Here is a 16,952-nt window from a genome sequence, read left to right on the forward strand (position 1 = left end):
TCAGCCCGCGTCAACCCCGAACCTGCGCCGGAACCGCTCGGCGGCGCCGCCCACGATCGGCGCGCCATGACCGAACACGGCAACCTCGAACTCCTGGGCCGCGATCCGCCGCAGGCTCGGCCGGACGGCCGCGGGCACCTCGGTGACGAGCGAGGCGAGGAACGGTGGGCCTGCGGCCGGCCCGCCGACCACGTTGACGGCCGCGTCGCCGGCGAACAGCACGCCGCCCTCGCGGCGCAGGAGGTACGACACGTGTCCAGCCGTGTGACCTGGTGTTTCGATCACCTCGATGCCACCGGCGAACTCCAGTTGCTCGCCTCCGGTGAGCTCGCTGTCGACCTTCGCGGGCTCGGCAGGCTCGGCGCCGATCCGCATCAGCTTGCCGATCATCCGTACGAAGACGTTGCTCGGCTCGGGCAGCTGCCACGCGCGGTCGCCACGCGCGATCGGCGCGTCGGTGGCGTGGATGTAGACCGCCGCGCCGGTACGCCGGACCAGCTCGGCGAGACTGCCCGTGTGGTCGGGGTGGTGGTGCGTGATCAGAATCCGCCGGATCTGGTCAGCCTGTTTCCCCAATGCTGAAAGGGCTGCCGCGAACTGCTGCTGCAGCTTCACCGTTCCGGTGTCGACCATGACCAGCCCGTCGTCGGTCTCGATCAGGTAGGCGTACACGAAACCGTCGGCGAGGCTGTAGACGCCGGGTACGACCTGCTTGGTCTTCATGGTGTGACGTTAACCTGCCTGCATGAGCGATCAGGTGGGATTCGCCGGACTGGGCATCATGGGCGCCGGCATGGCGCGGAATCTGTTGCGGGCCGGGCACACGGTAGGCGTCTACAACCGGACCGCCGCCAAGGCCGAGCCGCTGGTCGAGGCCGGTGCGACTCAGGCGTACTCGCCCAAGGAGCTGGCCGAGACCGCGCAGGTCGTGATGCTGTGTGTGAGCGACACACCCGACGTCGAGGCACTGCTGTTCGGCGACGACGGACTGGCCGCCGGGCTGCGGCCGGGCACGCTGGTGATCGACTGCAGCACGGTGAGCCCGGAGGCGACCCGGACCTGGGCCGAGCAGCTGGCCGAGCAGGACGTCGACTTCGTCGACGCGCCGGTCTCCGGTGGCAGCGAGGGCGCGCAGAAGGGCACCCTGTCGATCATGGTCGGCGGCTCTCCCGAGGCCGTCGAGCGCGCTCGCCCTTACCTGGAAGCGATCGGCTCCACGATCACCCACGTCGGCGAAGTCGGAGCGGGCCAGACCTGCAAGCTCGTCAACCAGATCCTCGTCGTGGTCAACATGCTCGCGGTGTCGGAGGCGCTGGTGTTCGCCAAGGCCGGCGGCCTCGACCTGGAGAAGACGCTGGCCGCGGTCACCGGCGGCGCGGCCGGGTCGTGGATGCTCGCCAACCGCGGCCCGCAGGTGATCGCCGACGACTGGCGTCCCGGCTTCACGATCGACCTGCAGCAGAAGGACCTCCGGCTGGTGCTCGAGGCCGCCGACTCGCTCGGCGTACCCGCGCTGGCGACCGGTCAGGTGTTCCAGCTGTACCGCACGCTCCAGGCCGACGGGCTCGGAGCAGAGGGCAACCACGCGCTGGTCAAGGCACTGGAGCGGCTGTCGGGAGTGGCCGCGCGCAGGGACTAGAGTCCTCCGCCATGGAGACTGCGAGCCAGGCCGTCGAGCTGAGCTTCACGATGACGGCGGACGACATTCGCCACGGAGCGCTCACCAGGCTCAGAGCCACCCGGAGCGGGCGGCTCGCCCGCGCCATGCGGTGGGTCGCGGGCATCCTGATCGGGACCGCCCTGGCGCTGTTCGCGGTGCTGGCGATCGCCGGCCAGCTCGACGCCGACGACTGGCGAGGGCTCCTGCCACTCCTCGTGGCCCTCGTCCTGATCCCTCTGATCCTGGTGCTCCGGCGTCGCGTCTACGGCCAGATCGCTGCCCGGATGGGCGAGGTGCGGGCCGGCCTCGACGACGAGAGCGTACGGATAGCCAACGCGCACTCGTCGTCGGTGAACAGCTGGTCGGCGTACGGCAGCTTCGTCGAGACCGAGCAGGCGTTCGTGCTGCTGAGCCCCGACAAGAAGCGGATCGTCTTCACCGTGCTGCCGAAGCGAGGGCTCGCCGCGCCTTCGGATGCTGAACGATTGCGCGAGATTCTGGTCCGGCACCTGCCGTGAGCCACTAGCCTGATCGCCATAGCCGATCTTGGAGGTCAGTAGGTGGCCGATGGCAAGCGGGCAGGCTGGTACCCCGACCCGTCGGGTCTGACCAAGAAGTTCCGCTGGTGGGACGGTGAACGCTGGACCGTCGCCGTCGCCGACACCCTCTGGGCCAACGAGCCCACTGACGCGCAGCCCTACGCTCCACCACCGCCAGGCCGGCACGCGGCCGACGTACCCCCGTCCGGGCCGTCGCTTCCGACCATCGTCGAGGTCGAGGACCTCTACGACGGCAGCCGGAGACGCCGCTGGATCATCGGCGTGATGGCGGCCGTCGTCGTGCTGGGCGCCGCGGCCACCGCGACGGCGATCTGGCTGTCGCAGAACGGCGGTACAACACCGGTTGCCGGCCGCACGTCGCCGGCGGCCACCTCCGCCTCGACCACGTCGACCCCGTCACCGTCGCCCTCCCCGACGACGGAGTCGCCGTCACCGTCGCCCACGCCGAGCGCGACCACTCCCGCGGTCACTCCGGCAGGCGGGCACCTGGCGTTCAGCCCGCCGAACCCGCAGTGGCGGGCAGCCACCGGCCCGGTCCTGCGCCAGGACCTCGGCAACCAGCAGGCGATGTTCCTCAACACCGAAGAACTCTGGGACGGCAAGCACAACTGGACAGCGCTGATCGTCGCGGGCGACCTGCCGGCCGGGGCCAAGGCCACCGGCGGCCTCCCGGCCAGGACGGTGGCAGTCGCGCGGTGGTACCTGCGTACGGAGTGGAACTCCCCGCCGTCGGCCGGACCGGGCAACGGCAAGTCGCTCTTCCTGGGCGGCCATCCGGCCTACCGGATCCGCACGCAGGTCGCCTACAACTTCAAGGGCCTGAAATCCAAGCACGACAACATCGACATCGTGCTGATCGACTACGGCCCCGACCGCGCCAACGGCCTGCTCATCGCCTCGATCCCGGAGACGCATCCGCAGCTGTCCAAGGACGTCGACACAGCCATCAACAGCCTCCGGCTGGAAACGACGTCCTGACGGCCGGCCGCGTGGCTACTCCGCGAACGCGTCGGGCGGCGGGCACACGCAGACCAGGTTGCGGTCGCCGTAGGCCTGGTCGATCCGGCGTACCGGCGACCAGTACTTGCGGCGTCGCAGAGTAGCGACGGGGTAAGCCGCTTCCTCACGGGTGTAGGCGTGGTCCCACTCGCCGGTCAGCATCTCGATCGTGTGCGGCGCGTTGTGCAGCGGGTTGTCGTCGGCCGGCCACTCACCCGCGCCCACCCGGTCGATCTCGCCGCGGATCGCGATCATCGCGTCGCAGTAGCGGTCGAGCTCCGCGAGGTCTTCCGACTCGGTCGGCTCGACCATCAACGTGCCGGCCACCGGGAAGCTCATGGTCGGCGCGTGGAAGCCGTAGTCGATCAGCCGCTTGGCCACGTCGTCGACCGTGACGCCGGTCTGCTTGGACAGCTCGCGCAGGTCGATGATGCACTCGTGCGCGACCAGGCCGTGCTGCCCGGTGTAGAGCACCTCGAAGTGGGGCGCGAGCCGGGACGCGACGTAGTTGGCTGCCAGCACCGCGGTCTCGGTCGCCAGCTTCAGCCCGGGGCCGCCCATCATCGCGACGTAGGTCCACGAGATCGGCAGGATGCCGGCCGAGCCGTACGGCGCCGCCGCGATCGGCCCGACGCCTGGTCCAGGAAGATCCGCAGCTCCCGCGCCGGCGAGCATCGGATGGTTCGGGAGGTACGGAGCCAGGTGCTCGCGAACCGCCACCGGCCCCACGCCCGGACCGCCACCGCCGTGCGGGATGCAGAACGTCTTGTGCAGGTTGAGGTGCGAGACATCGCCGCCGAACTCGCCGATCCGGGCCAGCCCGACCAGTGCGTTGAGGTTGGCGCCGTCGACGTAGACCTGCCCACCGGCGTCGTGCACCAGCGAGCACAACTCGGTGATGCCCTCTTCGTAGACGCCGTGCGTGGAGGGGTAGGTGACCATGATCGCCGCGACCCGGCCGGCGTGCTTCTCCAGCTTCGCCCGCAGGTCGGCCAGGTCGACGGTGCCGTCGGCTTCGGCGGCGACCACCGCGACCCGCATGCCGGCCATCACGGCCGAGGCCGCGTTGGTGCCGTGCGCCGACGACGGGATCAGGCAGACGTCACGACCGTCGTCGCCACGGCCACGGTGGTACGCGCGGATCGCCAGCAGTCCGGCCAGCTCGCCCTGCGAACCGGCGTTGGGCTGCAACGAGACCGCGGCGTAGCCGGTGAGCTCGGCCAGCCAGCGCTCGAGCTGGTCGATCAGCTCGAGGTAGCCGCCGGCGTCCTCGGCCGGAGCGAACGGGTGGATGCCGGCGAACTCCGGCCACGTGATCGGCTCCATCGCCGTGGTGGGGTTGAGCTTCATCGTGCACGAGCCGAGCGGGATCATGCCGCGGTCGAGTGCGTAGTCGTCGTCGGCCAGCGCGCGCAGGTAGCGCAGCATCGCCGTCTCCGAACGGTGCTGGTGGAACACCGGGTGGGTGAGGTAGGGGCTCGTACGCAGCAGGTGCTCCGGCAACCGGGCCGGCGCGCGCCGCAGCAGGTGCTCGACGTCGCTGGAGTCGGCGCCGAACACCGACAGGATCGCCTCGACCTCGGCGGCGCCGGTGCGCTCGTCGCACGCGATCGTGATGTGGTCTGCGTCGGTGAGGTGCAGGTTGATGCCGCGCGCCCGCAGCTCGGCGACGATCTGGGCGGCGCGGCCCGGCACGGCGACACGTACGGTGTCGAACACGCTGTCGGAGGCCAGCTCGATGCCCGCCCGGCTGAGCCCTTCGACCAGCGCGGCGGCGTGCCGGTGCACCCGGCTCGCGATGTCGTGCAGGCCGTCAGACCCGTGGTAGACGGCGTAGGCGGCGGCGGTCACCGCGAGCAGCACCTGCGCCGTGCAGATGTTGCTGGTTGCCTTCTCGCGGCGGATGTGCTGCTCCCTGGTCTGCAGTGCCAGCCGGTACGCGGGCTTGCCCGCCGCGTCGACCGAGACGCCGACCAGCCGGCCAGGCAGCGAGCGCTCCAGGCCGGAACGGACGGAGATGTAGCCGGCGTGCGGGCCGCCGTACATCAACGGCACGCCGAACCGCTGCGAGCTGCCGACCGCGACGTCGGCGCCGTACTCCCCCGGCGGCTTGAGCAGCGTGAGTGCGAGCAGGTCGGCGGCGACGATCGCCTGGGCGTCGCGTTCGTGGGCGGCCTGGACGAGAGCTTCGTAGTCGCGGACCGCGCCGCTCGCGCCGGGGTACTGCACGAGCACGCCGAACGCCTCGCCCTCCGGCAGGCCCGCGGACAGGTCGGCCACCTCCACGTCGATGCCGAGCGGTTCGGCCCGCGTCTGCACGACGGCGATCGTCTGGGGCAGGCAGTCGGCGTCGACGACGAAGCGGTTGCTCTTGGCCTTCTTGTTCGTACGACGGACCAGCGTCATCGCCTCGGCGGCAGCGGTCGCCTCGTCGAGCAGCGACGCGCCGGCGACCGGCAGGCCGGTCAGCTCCGCGACGACGGTCTGGAAGTTGGTCAGCATCTCCAGCCGGCCCTGGCTGATCTCCGGCTGGTACGGCGTGTAAGCGGTGTACCAGGCGGGGTTCTCCAGGATGTTGCGCCGGATCACCGGTGGGGTCAGCGTGTCGTAGTAGCCCAGGCCGATCATCTGCGTCAGCGGGCGGTTCATAGCGGCGAGCCGGCGCAGCGCGCGGCTGGCCTCGGCCTCGGTGAGCGCGGGCGGCAGGTTGAGCGGCCGCAGGTCCCGGATCGATTCGGGCACCGCGGCCGCGACCAGCTCGTCGAGTGAGCCGAAGCCACAGGCCGCCAGCATCTTGGCGCGGTCCTCGGCGGCGGGGCCGATGTGGCGGGTGGCGAACTCGTCGCTGTCGCCGTGATCGCTGAACTGAGCTGTCGTGGCGTTCAATGGGACTCCTGGACGCGTGGGCGTTCGGTTCGTCCCCCTCAGTCAGGCTTGCGTGCAGGCCCTTCAGAGTCGCCTCGTCCGCGTGGTCCTGGCAGCCTGAGAGGTTCCGGGGAAGTTGCCCCTTCGGCGCCTCGCCGCCCGGCTTGCCGTGCAGGGACCGGGGCGAGAGCTCTCCCACGCGGGATCGTCAGCGGTTCCCAACCTACCAGTGGCGTCCGAAATGACCACGTTCCCCGGCGAGCACCGGCATGTCGCGTTGCTTGGCCCATAGCTGCCAGACCGCTTGACGCCGCCCTCCCGCTGATCCATTGTTCGAGCGGAATCGTCGAGTAATCGATTACTCGACGTTGTGATGGGGAGGCACACCCATGCGTTCGGTTCGATACGCCCTACTTCTCGCCGCCGGCCTGGTCGCCACGGCCCTTGCCGGCCCTGCTCCCGCGTTCGCCGTCGACCCACCCACCCTGCTTGCTTCGGGCCCGGGGACGATCGTCCAGCCGCTCGGCACCGGCGCGGCGTCGATCATCCGCAGCGACTTCCTGTCCGCCGGCCACCGGAACTTCGAGGTCGTCGCACTGCAGGGCCGCACGCTGGTGCACTACTGGAAGGACAACGCCGACGTGAACTGGGCCTGGCACAAGGCCCAGGTGGTGACCACCGCCGCCGACAGCTCCGGCGCGATCGTGCAGAGCGACTTCCTGGCAGGAGGACACGGCAACCTCGAGGTGTTCGTCCGCGAAGGCGACCACGTCCAGCACTACTGGCACGACAGCGGCCTGCCGAACAGCCCGTGGCGGCGCGGCGGCAGCTTCGGCACCGGCGTCACCGGAGCTCCGTCGGCGATCACCAGCGACTTCGTCACCGGTGGGCACCGTGCGTTCGAGGTCGTCGTCCCCGAAGGCTCCAACCTCGTCCACTACCGCAACGACAACGGTGGCGGGGGCTGGCAGCGCGTACAGGTGATCACGACGACCGCGACCGGGCCCGCCTCGCTGATCCAGACCAGCTTCCAGTCCGGCGGCCACGGCAACCTGGAGCTCGTCGCCCGCGAGGGCAGCCAGCTCGTGCACTACTGGCACGACAGCGCGCAGCCGAACGCACCGTGGGGCCGGGCGACGGGGTTCGGTTCCGGCATCACCGGTGCGCCCTCGTTCATCCAGAGCGACATCGGCGCGTCGACCGCCGGGCACGGGAACTTCGAGGTCGTCGCACCCGCGGGCGGGAACCTCGTGCACTACTGGAAGAACAACGCCGACACCGCCAACCCGTGGGCACTGGCCGCCGAGCCGCCGATCGCCGGCGTCAACTCCCCCGCGTCGCTGATCCAGACCGACTTCGGCGATCCGGGCAACCTGGAGCTGGTCGTCCTCGGACCGCAGGCGCCCGAGCCGGCCGGCAGCCAGGTCGAGGGCAACGTCACCGACTACCGGCTGATCCACTTCTGGCACGACTCCACCAAGCCGACCTCGGCTTGGGGACAGGCGCAGGACATCACGTACCGCGGCCGTAGCGAGAAGGTCTGCCAGGCCAGCGGCAAGTGGGACCTCGAGCGGCTCGCGCCGACCGTGAACGGGACGTCCGGGCTCGGGTACACCGAATGGGCGACCGACCTCGGCTACCCCGTCGACGACGGCACGACGCTGACGCTCCTGTTCGGCGACACCCACGTCAACCACACACCGATCGCCACTGACGAGAAGGTCCGCGACGACGACGTGGTGCTGCAGACGCAGCAGACGGCAGCCCCGACCGACACCCAGTGCCTGCAGCTGTCACCGGTGCCTGGCGGCAGCACGTTCACACCGGCCGACGTCACGGTCAACGGCGTCACCGACGCCAACTTCCTGCAGGGCTTCTTCAACGTGCCGACGAGCGGCTTCCACGCGAACGGGTCGATGTACGCGGCGTTCTGGACGCAGCACTGCATGACGGCAACGATCTGCGGCTACGGCTCGAACCAGGTCGGCGAGGGCTGGCTCGCCCGGCGTACCTCGTCGAACGTCAGCAAGTACGACAAGCTGTTCAAGCTGCCCTCGAAGTTCGTCTACACCGCGTCGGTGAACGCCACGACGGTCGCCGGGTTGCCGGCCGACCAGAAGCTCGGCGTGTTCGTCTACGGCGTGCCGAACTATCGGGCGAGCTACCCGTTCCTGGCCTACGCACCGGCCAGCTCGGTCGCCGACCAGTCGACCTGGCGTTACCTCACCGGCGTCGACGCGAACGGCGCGCCACAGTGGAGCGCGGACCCCGCCCAGGCCAGCACGCTGTTCTCCACGGGCGACGGGACCGGCTGCATCGGGGAGTTCTCGGTGTCGTGGGTGGCGCCACTGCAGAAGTGGCTGATGCTCTACAACTGCACGAGCGGCGTGGTGGCGCGCTACTCCGCGACGCCGTGGGGCCCGTGGTCGGCTCCAAGCACGATCTTCAACCCGGAGTCCGACAACGGGCTGTGCCACTTCATCCACGACGGCGGCCGCAACTGCGACAACACCCACGAGCCAGGAGCGACCAACGGTGGCGGGTTGTACGCGCCGTTCATCCTCTCCCGGTACACCACCGGCAACTCCGCGGCTGCGACGATCTACTACCTGATGTCGACCTGGAACCCGTACCAAGTGGTGGTGATGCGCGCGACGATCACGCCGTAAGCGCTAGCGGGCGGGGTGCGGGCTGACGAACAGCAGCACCTCGCCCGGCTTCCACGGCAGGGCCCCGTTGACATACCAGTTGCCAGGAACGCTCCGCTCACGTTCGGACCGGCCGCCGCGATCGACGCGAAACTCGGCGACAACGGCGTCCCGGCGCGCCAGCATCTCCCGCACCTGGGCCACGGTCTTGTTCGGCCACGCCAGTCCTTCCAGTGCCTCGCCCCTACCGTCGACTTCTCCCGCGACGACGTAGTCCTCGCCTGGTTGGGCGGCACGGCCCAGCCAGATCTTCGCTTCGCCGCGGAGGTCATGTGGGACCCGGAGCACCGGCACGCATCGCGCACGGCCGGCAGTTCCGCATTCCGCCGGTTCGTGCTCGACAGTGACGCCGCGGGCCTCGTAGGGGCCAGTCATCATCACGTCCCGTCCGACCAGCGAGGGCGAGACCGGGACGACCTTGAGCTCGACGTCCAGGCTGTACCTCTCGAACTCCTCGTTGTACTGGTCCGCATCGGCCTCCACGTCGAGGACCCGTACGTCGAAGTAGTCGCCTTCGTCGGTGAACGCGAGTGCCCGACCGGGCTGGCTCCAGGGCGGTCCGGTGACGAGGAGCACGCCGGCCGCGGCGACGACTCCGGCCAGAGCCAGCCGCCTGGCCGGCACGTACCGGCGGGGACGGCTTGGCTCGACCGACGGTTCGGCCACCGAGGTCATGATCGCTTCGGCGAGCGCGTGCTTGGTCTGGCCGCTGACCGTGGCCGGCTTCGAGCCGAGGGGGTCCAGGCGGCGGATCGGGTCCAAGGTGTCAGCCATGAGAGGTCTCCTTCAACGGAATCGTGGTCGACAGGCCGCTTGCCTTGGCGTGTCGTTCCAGCAGGCGGGTGAAGCGGCGGCGAGCCCGGTGGAGGCGGATGCGCACGGCGTTTCGTGAGCAGTCCAGTACCACCGCGATCTCGGCGGGTGTGAGGCCTTCCCATGCCGTCAGCGCGAGCACTTCCCGGTCGCGCTCCGGGAGTTGGCGGAACGCCTCGCCGGCCCGGCTGCTCGCGGCTTCGGCCATGAGCGATGGGGAGTCCTGCGCGCTGGCGGCGAGCTCGCCGCGCAGCTTCACGGTCAGCGCGGCACGGCGATTCTCGCCACGCCGGTGATTGGCGAGCACACGCCGGGCCACGCCGTACAGCCAGGGCCGGGCTTCGTCCCCGGCTGGTACCTGGTCGAGTCGGCGCCAGGCGGTCAGGAACGTTTCGGCCAGCACGTCGGCGGCATCGTCCGTGGTCGTGGTGCGGCGCAGTAGGTAGGCCAGCAGGAGATCGTGGTGAGCGGCGAACAACAGCTCGAACCGATGTCGCCGCGCCTCTGCCTGCTCAGCCTGGTCGGCTTCGCTCATGCCCCCTCCATGTCCGGCGCTCTCCCGAGCGTTTCAGCGTCGTCGCTTCGAGGTGGGCCGAAATGTCGCGGGACTAGGTTCGACGGATGAGCACTGTTCTGTCCGACCCAGCGTTCATCGTGCCGTCCGCCCCCGATGCTCCGACCGGCATCGGCTGGCTGCGCTCCCATGTCGTGCGGTTCAGCGAGGGCCCGGACCACCTGCGCCGCCGGGCGCAGGTGGCCGACCTGCTGGCGAAGCTGGACCCGGCCGGGTTGCGGGCCGCCGCCGAGCGGCTCGCGCGTGAGCAGCGATCGGAACCGGTCGCCGAGCTGGCGGCCGAGGTGACGGTCACCGCGCTCGCCGACGCGCTCGGGCTGGCTGGGCTTCCGGTCGGGGCGGTCAAGGCGGCCACGCAGGCCTACCAGCCCGGCTCGGGCGACGAGGCCGCCGCCGACGAGGGGGTGGAGCAACTGGTCGCGTTCCTGGGTGGCGAGCACGACGAGCCGGCCGCCGCCCGGATCTGTGTGCTCGTGCAGGCGTGCGCCGGCACGACCGCGCTGGCCGTGAAGGCTATGACCGCCGTGAACGCTGCCCGGGCCGGCGGCGGTGACCGTACGCCGGAGGAGGTCGTCGCGGACACGCTCGAGCACGACCAGCCGCTGCGGCAGACCCGGCGCGTGGACCCGGCGACCGGCGAGGTGATGCCAGTCGACCTCAGCGGACTCCCGTTCGGCGCCGGGCGGCACGCCTGCCCCGGCGGCGAGCAGGCGGTCGCGATCGCGGCCGGGATCGTGGCGGGGCTGCGGTGAGCCATGACATGAGCCCTGACATGAGCCCTGAAACGAGCCCTGAAGTGAGCACGTCCACCGAGCGGTTCCGGGCGCTGCACCGGCGCGGCTCCCCGTTCCTGCTGCCGAACGCCTGGGACCACGCCTCGGCGCTCGCGCTGGTCGACGCCGGCTTCCCCGCGCTCGGCACCACCAGTCTCGGTGTGGCGCACTCAGCCGGCCTACCCGACGCGAGCGGTCAAGCCAGGCAGCAGACGCTCGCACTGACCCGGCAGCTCGGCAGGCTCCCGATCCTGCTCACCGTCGACATCGAGGGTGGCTTCAGCACCGATCCGGGCGAGGTCGCCGACGTCGCCGCCGAGTTGAGCGATGCCGGCGCCGTCGGCGTCAACCTCGAGGACAGCCGGCCGGGCGGCGAGCTGGCCGACCCGAAGGTCCAGGCCAGCCTGATCGAGGCGATCAAGGCTCGGGTACCCGGCCTGTTCGTGAACGCGCGCACCGATCCGTACTGGCTCGGTGCGCCCGACCCGCTCCCGACGTCCCTGGAACGGGGCAGGCGCTACGTCGCGGCCGGAGCCGACGGCGTCTTCGTCCCAGGTGTCGCCGAGGAACGGGACATCGAGACGATCGCGGCGCAGGTCGAGGCGCCACTGAACGTGCTCGCCGGCAAGAGCCTGGAGACGTACGGCAGGCTCGGCGTCAGCCGGGTCAGCACGGGCTCACTGCTGTTTCGCGCGGCGATCAGCACGGCCGCGGCGATCGCACAGGCGATCCGGGACGGTCAGGACACCGACACCAGCGGCGTCGTGGGATACCAGGAGTTCGAGCAGCGGCTGGTGCGCTACAAAGATCAGACGGCGTGACGGGTGGCGCGGCGCGCGGCCAGCTCGTCGCCGGGGTGTGGCTCGCCGTCCTTGGCCGGACGTTCGCTCGGCAGCTCGGCCAGCGTGCCCTGCACTTCGCTCGACACCCGTCCGAGCGCGATGCCGAACACGCCCTGCCCGCCCTGCAGCAGGTCGATCACCTCGTCGGGCGAGGTGCATTCGTAGACGGTCGCGCCGTCGCTCATCAACGTGACGCCAGTGATGTCCTGCGTGCCGCGATCACGCAGGTGCGTGACGGCGGTGCGGATCTGGTGCAGTGAGACGCCCGTGTCGAGTAAACGCTTGATGACCTTCAACAGCAGGATGTCGCGGAAGGAGTAGAGCCGCTGCGTGCCCGAGCCGGACGCCGGGCGGATGGTGGGCTCGACCAGGCCGGTGCGCGCCCAGTAGTCGAGCTGACGGTAGGTGATGCCTGCCGCCGCACAGGCCGTCGGGCCGCGGTAGCCCACTTCCTCGTCGGGCGGATCGGGCATGCCGTCGTCTTCACCGAACAGCAGACCCTGCTCACCGGCCGCGATCACCGCACCGGTGCGTTCAGGGGCGTCACCAGATTTCGCCTGGTCACCCGAGCTGTTCACGACGGCCTCCCACGGACGCGGCAGCGTGGCTGAATCTGCCTTGGCCTTGCCTTACTTACATCAAGGGGTTTTCCGCCACGGTATGTCGCCTACACCGCTCTGGTCAACGCAATCCGCTTCGGCGTGTCATTCGAATGCGCTGGTCTCCCGGCGTATCGCCCTAACCAGGACGTTCGAAGTCTTCCGGGGTCACCTGCTCCAGGAACTCCCGGAACTTCTCGACCTCGGCTTCCTGCTCATCGGGGATCGCCACGCCGGCTTCGCTGAGCACCTCTTCGGAACAAACGATCTTGACGTTCATCCGAAGCGCCAGCGCGATCGAGTCCGAGGGCCGGGCGCTGACCTCGACGCCGCTGGCGAAGGCCAGCTCGCCGAAGAACACACCCTCGCGCAGGTCGGTGATGCGCACCTCGGTGAGCTCCTGCCCGGTGGCCAGCAGCACGTCGCGGAACAGGTCATGGGTCATCGGCCGGGGCGGGACGATCCCCTGCTGCGCATGGGCGATCGCGCTCGCTTCATTGGGCCCCACCCAGATGGGCAGGAACCGATCTCCGCCGACCTCTCGGAGCAGGACGATCGGATTGTTGGACGGCATCTCTACCCGGACACCCACCACGTCGAGCTCACGCACGTCGTCAACACTACCCCCGAGACGGCTTCATCCGGGGGCAGGTGGTGCCCCGTACCAAGATCGTCACACAACAGTGCCGTGAACAAAGCCGGCAACCGGCACGGGCTCAGCGCGGCGACCCGCCGTGGAGGGAGGCCCTGACCAGCAGCGCGTGCAGGCGTACGGTCAACGCCGCCAGCTCCCGGGAGGTCTCCTCCGCGCGCGCCCGCGAGTCGTCTCCTCGCTGCCGCGTCAACGGCATCAGGACCTGCTCGATCAGGCTGACCTCGCGGTCTGCCGAGGTACGTAACGCGCGCAGGTGCCGCGGCTCGAGTCCGTAGCCGGCCAGTTCGCCGGCGAGCTTCGCCACGAGCACGGCGTCACCGTCGTAGGCCTCGCCCCTCCCGTGCCGGCGGCCGACCAGCCCGAAGTCCTCCAACTGCTTGAGCAGCTCGTCGGAGACCTCCGCCAGCTCGAGCACCTGGTCGCGGGTGAGCACCAGCTCGGCGTTCTCGCGCCGGAACGTGTCGGCGGTGACCTGCCCGTCGTCCCAGCTGATGTCGGGGAGTACGAGGTGCGGGCCGCTGACGCTGCCGCCGAGCCGCGCGCGGGTCTGCGCCGGCGGCTCCCGCCCTTCGTCCAGCGCGTCGAGGTGTTCCTTGATGACACGCAACGGGAAGTAGTGGTCGCGCTGGGCCATCAGCACGAACCGCAGCCGTTCGACGTCGTCCCGGCTGAACTTGCGGTACCCGGAAGGCGCGCGCTGGGGCTCGACCAGCCCTTCGGCTTCCAGGAAGCGAATCTTCGAGATCGTGATGTCCGGGAAGTCGGCGCGCAACTCCGCGAGCACCTCGCCGATCGACAGCAGCTCCCTGCCGCTACGGCGTACTGCCGCGTTGTTCACGCTCGAACCACCGCCTACCGCGCGCTGTCCGGCCCAGGTCGAGTCGACGTGGAGTAGCCGGGGCCCGATCCGGCGCCTCGCGCGGCGGTGAAGTAGCGCAACCGGAACTTTCCGATCTGCACCTCGTCACCGGCGGCCAGGCTCACCTCGTCGATCCGGTCGCGGTTGACATACGTGCCGTTGAGGCTGCCGACGTCGCGCACGATGTAGCCGTCGGACGCACGCCGGAACTCCGCGTGCCGCCGCGACACCGTGACGTCGTCGAGGAAGATGTCGCTGTCAGGGTGGCGACCGGCGGTCACCACCTCGGTGTCGAGCAGGTAGCGGCTGCCGGAGCCGGGACCACGCTGCACGATGAGCAGCGCGCAGCCCGGAGGCAGCTCGTCGACGGCGGCCTGCTCCTGCGGCTGCAGGTCGGCCGACAGCTCGTATTCCGCCGCTTCGAGCGGAATCGCCGCGATCGTGGCAGTCTGCTCGGCCGGCCGCTCGTCGTTCAGCGCGCTTCCGCACTGCGAGCAGAACCGGCTGCCGGCTGGGTTCGCGTGCCCGCACCTCGTGCAGAACGGCATGACTTCCTCCCGGTGGGCCATTCCCGGTACGCCGGGAAACACACTCTCACCCAATAGTCGAGGTTGAGATATCGAACGTACTACTTGGCAACGTCAGCGTATGCGGCAGCGTCCAGCAGATCGTCGAGCTGCGCCGGGTCGCTCGGCCGGATCTCGATCATCCAGCCTCCGGCGTACGGCTCGGCGTTGACCAGCTCGGGCTGGGTCTCCAGCACCTCGTTGCGGGCGACCACGACACCGCTGATCGGCGCGTAGAGATCGCTCACGCTCTTGGTGGACTCCAGCTCGCCGCAGGACTCGCCACCCGTGACCTCGGCCCCGACCTCGGGAAGCGTGACGTAGACGATGTCGCCCAGCGCCTCCTGGGCGTAGTCGGTGATGCCGATTCGTACGGTTCCGGGCTCGGAACCGGGTGAACGTACCCACTCGTGTTCTGCGGTGTACGAGAGGTCTTCTGGGAACGCCACTTCGCTCCTTATGCCGGGTTGATCAGTTGCCCTCGTCCGAATCGGGCGCTGGGGAAGCGTAGCGAGGTGGAGCGGGCCGGTGCAAAGAGGTGACACGGATCGTCTCCTGCTTGTCGACCTTCACCTTGCCGCCCTTCTCCTGGACCGCCTGCTCGACGCCGCCCGGGATGCCCATGGCCGTCGCCAGCCCGTCGGGGTCGCCGATCGCCTCGATCTTGTACGGCGGTGGCAGGACCACGTTGTCGACGTTGATGCCGCCCTGCGCGTCGAGGACGTAGGAGCTCGCGACGACACGTACGCGGTCGTTGATCTCGATCGCCTCGGCGCCGGCGTCGCGCAGCTCCTGCAGCGTGTTGATGATCAACGAGGCGCCCACCTTGTCGGCGTTGTCGGCCTGGATCGTCAGCTGGATGCCGGGGCCGCGAGCGGCGGCCGTACCGGCCAGGATGCTGAGCGTCGCCAGGCGGTTCTTGGCCTCCCGGGTCGCGACCTCGGCGTTGTCGGCGCTGCCGAGCAGCCTGGAGCGGGTCGCCTCCTTGTCGGCGATGTCGCTCTCGAGCACCCGGGTCTTCTGGGCGAGCTGGTCGAGCACCTGGATCAGCTGGGCGCGGCTCGCGGTGGAGTAGTCGTCGTCGCGGTTGAGCGCCTGCACCTGCACGGTGGCGCCGAAGCCGAGCACGGCCAGCAGCACCGCACCGGAGGCCTGGGCCCGGGAGGGCTTCATCCGGAACGCGTGGCGCAGCCGGCGCCAGGCGAAGTTGCGCTGGTCCATGTTCGCTCCCTTCCGTTCTCCGTCTCCGTCGCTCAGGCCTTGAAGAGCTTGCGCCGGATGGCGGCCATGTTGGAGAAGATCCGGATGCCGAGCACGACCACCACACCGGTGGACAGCTGGGCACCGACTCCGAGCTGGTCGCCAAGGAACACGATAAGCGCGGCGAGCAGGACGTTGCCGATGAACGACACCACGAACACCCGGTCGCTGAACCGGCCGTCGATCAGCGCCCGGATCCCGCCGAACACCGCGTCGATGGCGGCGACCACCGCGATCGGAAGGTACGGCTGCACCTCGGGTGGAACGCTCCAGGGCATCAGGATTCCGGCGATGATCCCGACGAAGAGGCCGATGACGGCGATCACTTAGGAACCTTCCGTCCGTGCGTAACGAAGCTGACTGGTGGAGATGCCGTTGAGCGTCAACTTGTCGACGCTGAACAGCTCGAGTCGGATGTTCTGCTGAGCCTTCAGGAGGTAGAGCCACTCACCGCCCTGACTCTCGGCGAACCGCCCCGGCAGCGTATCGGGGTCACCGATCGCCTCGATGGTGTACGGGCGCGCGAGCGGGCGGTAGTTGACCGTGATCGACTCACCGGCGTTGCGGATGGCGGTGAGCGACGTCATCCGCTGGCCGTTGATCGTGATCGCCTCGGCGCCTGCCGACCATAGCCCATTGACAGCCTGCTGCAGATCGATGTCGAGGATCTCGCCCTTGGCCGAGTCGGGATCGGTGACGTCGCCGCCTTCCGGCGCGTTGTCGACGACGATCCGCATGCCGCCGCCCTCGACCTTGCCCGCGCCGGCGAGCACGTCGAGGTTGGCGAGCTGGTGGCTGAGCTCCTTGCCGTCCTCGGTCCCCTGGAGCAACTGATCCTGCAGATCGGTGATCGACTCCTGGTAGCCGGCGGCCTGTGCCTCGAGCTGGTCGGCGTGCATGGCGTGGTCGTGGATCTGGTCGATCAGGTCGGCCTTCTCCTGCGCGACCTCGGGCCGGTCCTCCCGCGTCTGGATCGCGGCGACGGTGAGCATGGTGCCGACCAGCACGACGGAGACGATGAAGCCCCACATCCAGACGCCACCGCGCTTGATGCCACCGGGCTGGGCCGCGGCCAGGCTGTAACCGTCATCCTGGGCTTGCCGGATCAGTTCACCAAGCACCGACGACGAAGCCTCGAACTCCTCGTCGTGGACGCCTGGGCGGGGTTGACGCCGCTCAGCGGGTGGTACGGCACCCACGCGCTACTCCCCTCCGCCTC

Annotated in this window: 18 protein-coding genes and 1 riboswitch; of the genes, 6 read left to right on the forward strand and 12 right to left on the reverse strand. The window is 69.7% G+C overall.

From position 1 onward, the window contains the following. A complete protein-coding gene (locus ACYVF6_RS40695) occupies positions 1–723 on the reverse strand; it encodes an MBL fold metallo-hydrolase (RefSeq protein ID WP_460530356.1) in 723 nt (240 codons plus the stop codon). Positions 724–745: 22 nt separating this feature from the next. Here ACYVF6_RS40695 and ACYVF6_RS40700 point away from each other — a divergent pair, with 22 nt between their 5' ends. Genes ACYVF6_RS40700 through ACYVF6_RS40710 form a run of 3 tightly spaced genes read left to right on the forward strand, consistent with a single transcriptional unit; the run spans position 746 to position 3,198 of the window. Next, positions 746–1,639 (forward strand): NAD(P)-dependent oxidoreductase, encoded by an 894-nt coding sequence (locus tag ACYVF6_RS40700; protein WP_460530359.1) that lies wholly within the window; start codon positions 746–748, stop codon positions 1,637–1,639. Positions 1,640–1,650: 11 nt separating this feature from the next. Further along, complete coding sequence (locus ACYVF6_RS40705) at positions 1,651–2,178, forward strand: YcxB family protein (RefSeq protein ID WP_460530362.1); 528 nt, start codon at positions 1,651–1,653, stop codon at positions 2,176–2,178. Positions 2,179–2,220: 42 nt separating this feature from the next. After that, complete coding sequence (locus tag ACYVF6_RS40710; RefSeq protein ID WP_460530366.1) at positions 2,221–3,198, forward strand: DUF2510 domain-containing protein; 978 nt, start codon at positions 2,221–2,223, stop codon at positions 3,196–3,198. A 15-nt stretch (positions 3,199–3,213) separates the two neighbouring features. On the opposite strand, the gene gcvP is transcribed toward ACYVF6_RS40710, so the two are convergent. Next, positions 3,214–6,012: an aminomethyl-transferring glycine dehydrogenase gene (gene gcvP, locus ACYVF6_RS40715; protein WP_460530530.1), complete on the reverse strand. Its 2,799-nt coding sequence runs from the start codon at positions 6,010–6,012 to the stop codon at positions 3,214–3,216. A gap of 166 nt (positions 6,013–6,178) precedes the next feature. Beyond that, positions 6,179–6,292, reverse strand: a riboswitch (glycine riboswitch). Between the two features lie 181 nt (positions 6,293–6,473). Here gcvP and ACYVF6_RS40720 point away from each other — a divergent pair. Further along, positions 6,474–8,753, forward strand: a complete 2,280-nt coding sequence (locus tag ACYVF6_RS40720) for a DUF4185 domain-containing protein (protein ID WP_460530368.1) — start codon at positions 6,474–6,476, stop codon at positions 8,751–8,753. Positions 8,754–8,756: 3 nt separating this feature from the next. Here ACYVF6_RS40720 and ACYVF6_RS40725 read toward each other — a convergent pair whose 3' ends face one another. Then, positions 8,757–9,566 carry a hypothetical protein gene (locus ACYVF6_RS40725; RefSeq protein WP_460530371.1) on the reverse strand — a complete coding sequence of 270 codons (810 nt, stop codon included), beginning with the start codon at positions 9,564–9,566 and terminating at the stop codon, positions 8,757–8,759. Further along, the gene (locus ACYVF6_RS40730; protein ID WP_460530374.1) at positions 9,559–10,140 is read right to left on the reverse strand and encodes an RNA polymerase sigma factor; all 582 of its coding nucleotides are present in this window, start codon (positions 10,138–10,140) and stop codon (positions 9,559–9,561) included. Before ACYVF6_RS40730 ends, ACYVF6_RS40725 begins: the two co-directional genes overlap by 8 nt. Positions 10,141–10,226: 86 nt before the next feature. Between ACYVF6_RS40730 and ACYVF6_RS40735 the strand changes: the two genes are divergently transcribed. Then, complete coding sequence (locus tag ACYVF6_RS40735; protein ID WP_460530378.1) at positions 10,227–10,931, forward strand: hypothetical protein; 705 nt, start codon at positions 10,227–10,229, stop codon at positions 10,929–10,931. A gap of 44 nt (positions 10,932–10,975) precedes the next feature. Next, positions 10,976–11,773: an isocitrate lyase/PEP mutase family protein gene (locus ACYVF6_RS40740; RefSeq protein WP_460530381.1), complete on the forward strand. Its 798-nt coding sequence runs from the start codon at positions 10,976–10,978 to the stop codon at positions 11,771–11,773. On the opposite strand, the gene ACYVF6_RS40745 is transcribed toward ACYVF6_RS40740, so the two are convergent. From ACYVF6_RS40745 to ACYVF6_RS40780, 8 genes are all read right to left on the reverse strand, one after another. Next, positions 11,761–12,372, reverse strand: a complete 612-nt coding sequence (locus ACYVF6_RS40745) for a MerR family transcriptional regulator (protein WP_460530384.1) — start codon at positions 12,370–12,372, stop codon at positions 11,761–11,763. The genes ACYVF6_RS40740 and ACYVF6_RS40745 overlap by 13 nt on opposite strands. Before the next feature lie 160 nt (positions 12,373–12,532). Beyond that, the gene (locus ACYVF6_RS40750) at positions 12,533–13,003 is read right to left on the reverse strand and encodes a bifunctional nuclease family protein (RefSeq protein ID WP_460530387.1); all 471 of its coding nucleotides are present in this window, start codon (positions 13,001–13,003) and stop codon (positions 12,533–12,535) included. 106 nt (positions 13,004–13,109) lie between these two features. Then, the gene (gene ftsR / locus ACYVF6_RS40755; protein ID WP_460530390.1) at positions 13,110–13,886 is read right to left on the reverse strand and encodes a MerR family transcriptional regulator; all 777 of its coding nucleotides are present in this window, start codon (positions 13,884–13,886) and stop codon (positions 13,110–13,112) included. Between the two features lie 14 nt (positions 13,887–13,900). Next, positions 13,901–14,509 (reverse strand): FHA domain-containing protein, encoded by a 609-nt coding sequence (locus tag ACYVF6_RS40760; RefSeq protein WP_460530393.1) that lies wholly within the window; start codon positions 14,507–14,509, stop codon positions 13,901–13,903. Positions 14,510–14,535: 26 nt separating this feature from the next. Further along, complete coding sequence (gene gcvH / locus ACYVF6_RS40765; protein WP_460530396.1) at positions 14,536–14,922, reverse strand: glycine cleavage system protein H; 387 nt, start codon at positions 14,920–14,922, stop codon at positions 14,536–14,538. A 22-nt stretch (positions 14,923–14,944) separates the two neighbouring features. After that, entirely contained in the window at positions 14,945–15,694 is a 750-nt protein-coding gene (locus ACYVF6_RS40770; RefSeq protein ID WP_460530399.1) for a DUF881 domain-containing protein, read from the reverse strand. Between the two features lie 32 nt (positions 15,695–15,726). Further along, positions 15,727–16,059 (reverse strand): small basic family protein, encoded by a 333-nt coding sequence (locus tag ACYVF6_RS40775; protein ID WP_460530403.1) that lies wholly within the window; start codon positions 16,057–16,059, stop codon positions 15,727–15,729. Next, positions 16,060–16,932, reverse strand: coding sequence for a DUF881 domain-containing protein (locus tag ACYVF6_RS40780; RefSeq protein ID WP_460530407.1), 873 nt, complete (start codon positions 16,930–16,932; stop codon positions 16,060–16,062). Positions 16,933–16,952: the final 20 nt, after the last annotated feature.

The organism is Flindersiella endophytica, assembly GCF_054779015.1.

Bases quoted from the DNA above. Each gene is read 5' to 3' on its own strand.
- ACYVF6_RS40695 (WP_460530356.1), bottom strand. From the start codon at position 723: ATGAAGACCAAGCAGGTCGTACCCGGCGTCTACAGCCTCGCCGACGGT.
- ACYVF6_RS40700 (WP_460530359.1), top strand. From the start codon at position 746: ATGAGCGATCAGGTGGGATTCGCCGGACTGGGCATCATGGGCGCCGGC.
- ACYVF6_RS40705 (WP_460530362.1), top strand. From the start codon at position 1,651: ATGGAGACTGCGAGCCAGGCCGTCGAGCTGAGCTTCACGATGACGGCG.
- gcvP (WP_460530530.1), bottom strand. From the start codon at position 6,012: ATGCTGGCGGCCTGTGGCTTCGGCTCACTCGACGAGCTGGTCGCGGCC.
- ACYVF6_RS40720 (WP_460530368.1), top strand. From the start codon at position 6,474: ATGCGTTCGGTTCGATACGCCCTACTTCTCGCCGCCGGCCTGGTCGCC.
- ACYVF6_RS40725 (WP_460530371.1), bottom strand. From the start codon at position 9,566: ATGGCTGACACCTTGGACCCGATCCGCCGCCTGGACCCCCTCGGCTCG.
- ACYVF6_RS40730 (WP_460530374.1), bottom strand. From the start codon at position 10,140: ATGAGCGAAGCCGACCAGGCTGAGCAGGCAGAGGCGCGGCGACATCGG.
- ACYVF6_RS40735 (WP_460530378.1), top strand. From the start codon at position 10,227: ATGAGCACTGTTCTGTCCGACCCAGCGTTCATCGTGCCGTCCGCCCCC.
- ACYVF6_RS40770 (WP_460530399.1), bottom strand. From the start codon at position 15,694: ATGGACCAGCGCAACTTCGCCTGGCGCCGGCTGCGCCACGCGTTCCGG.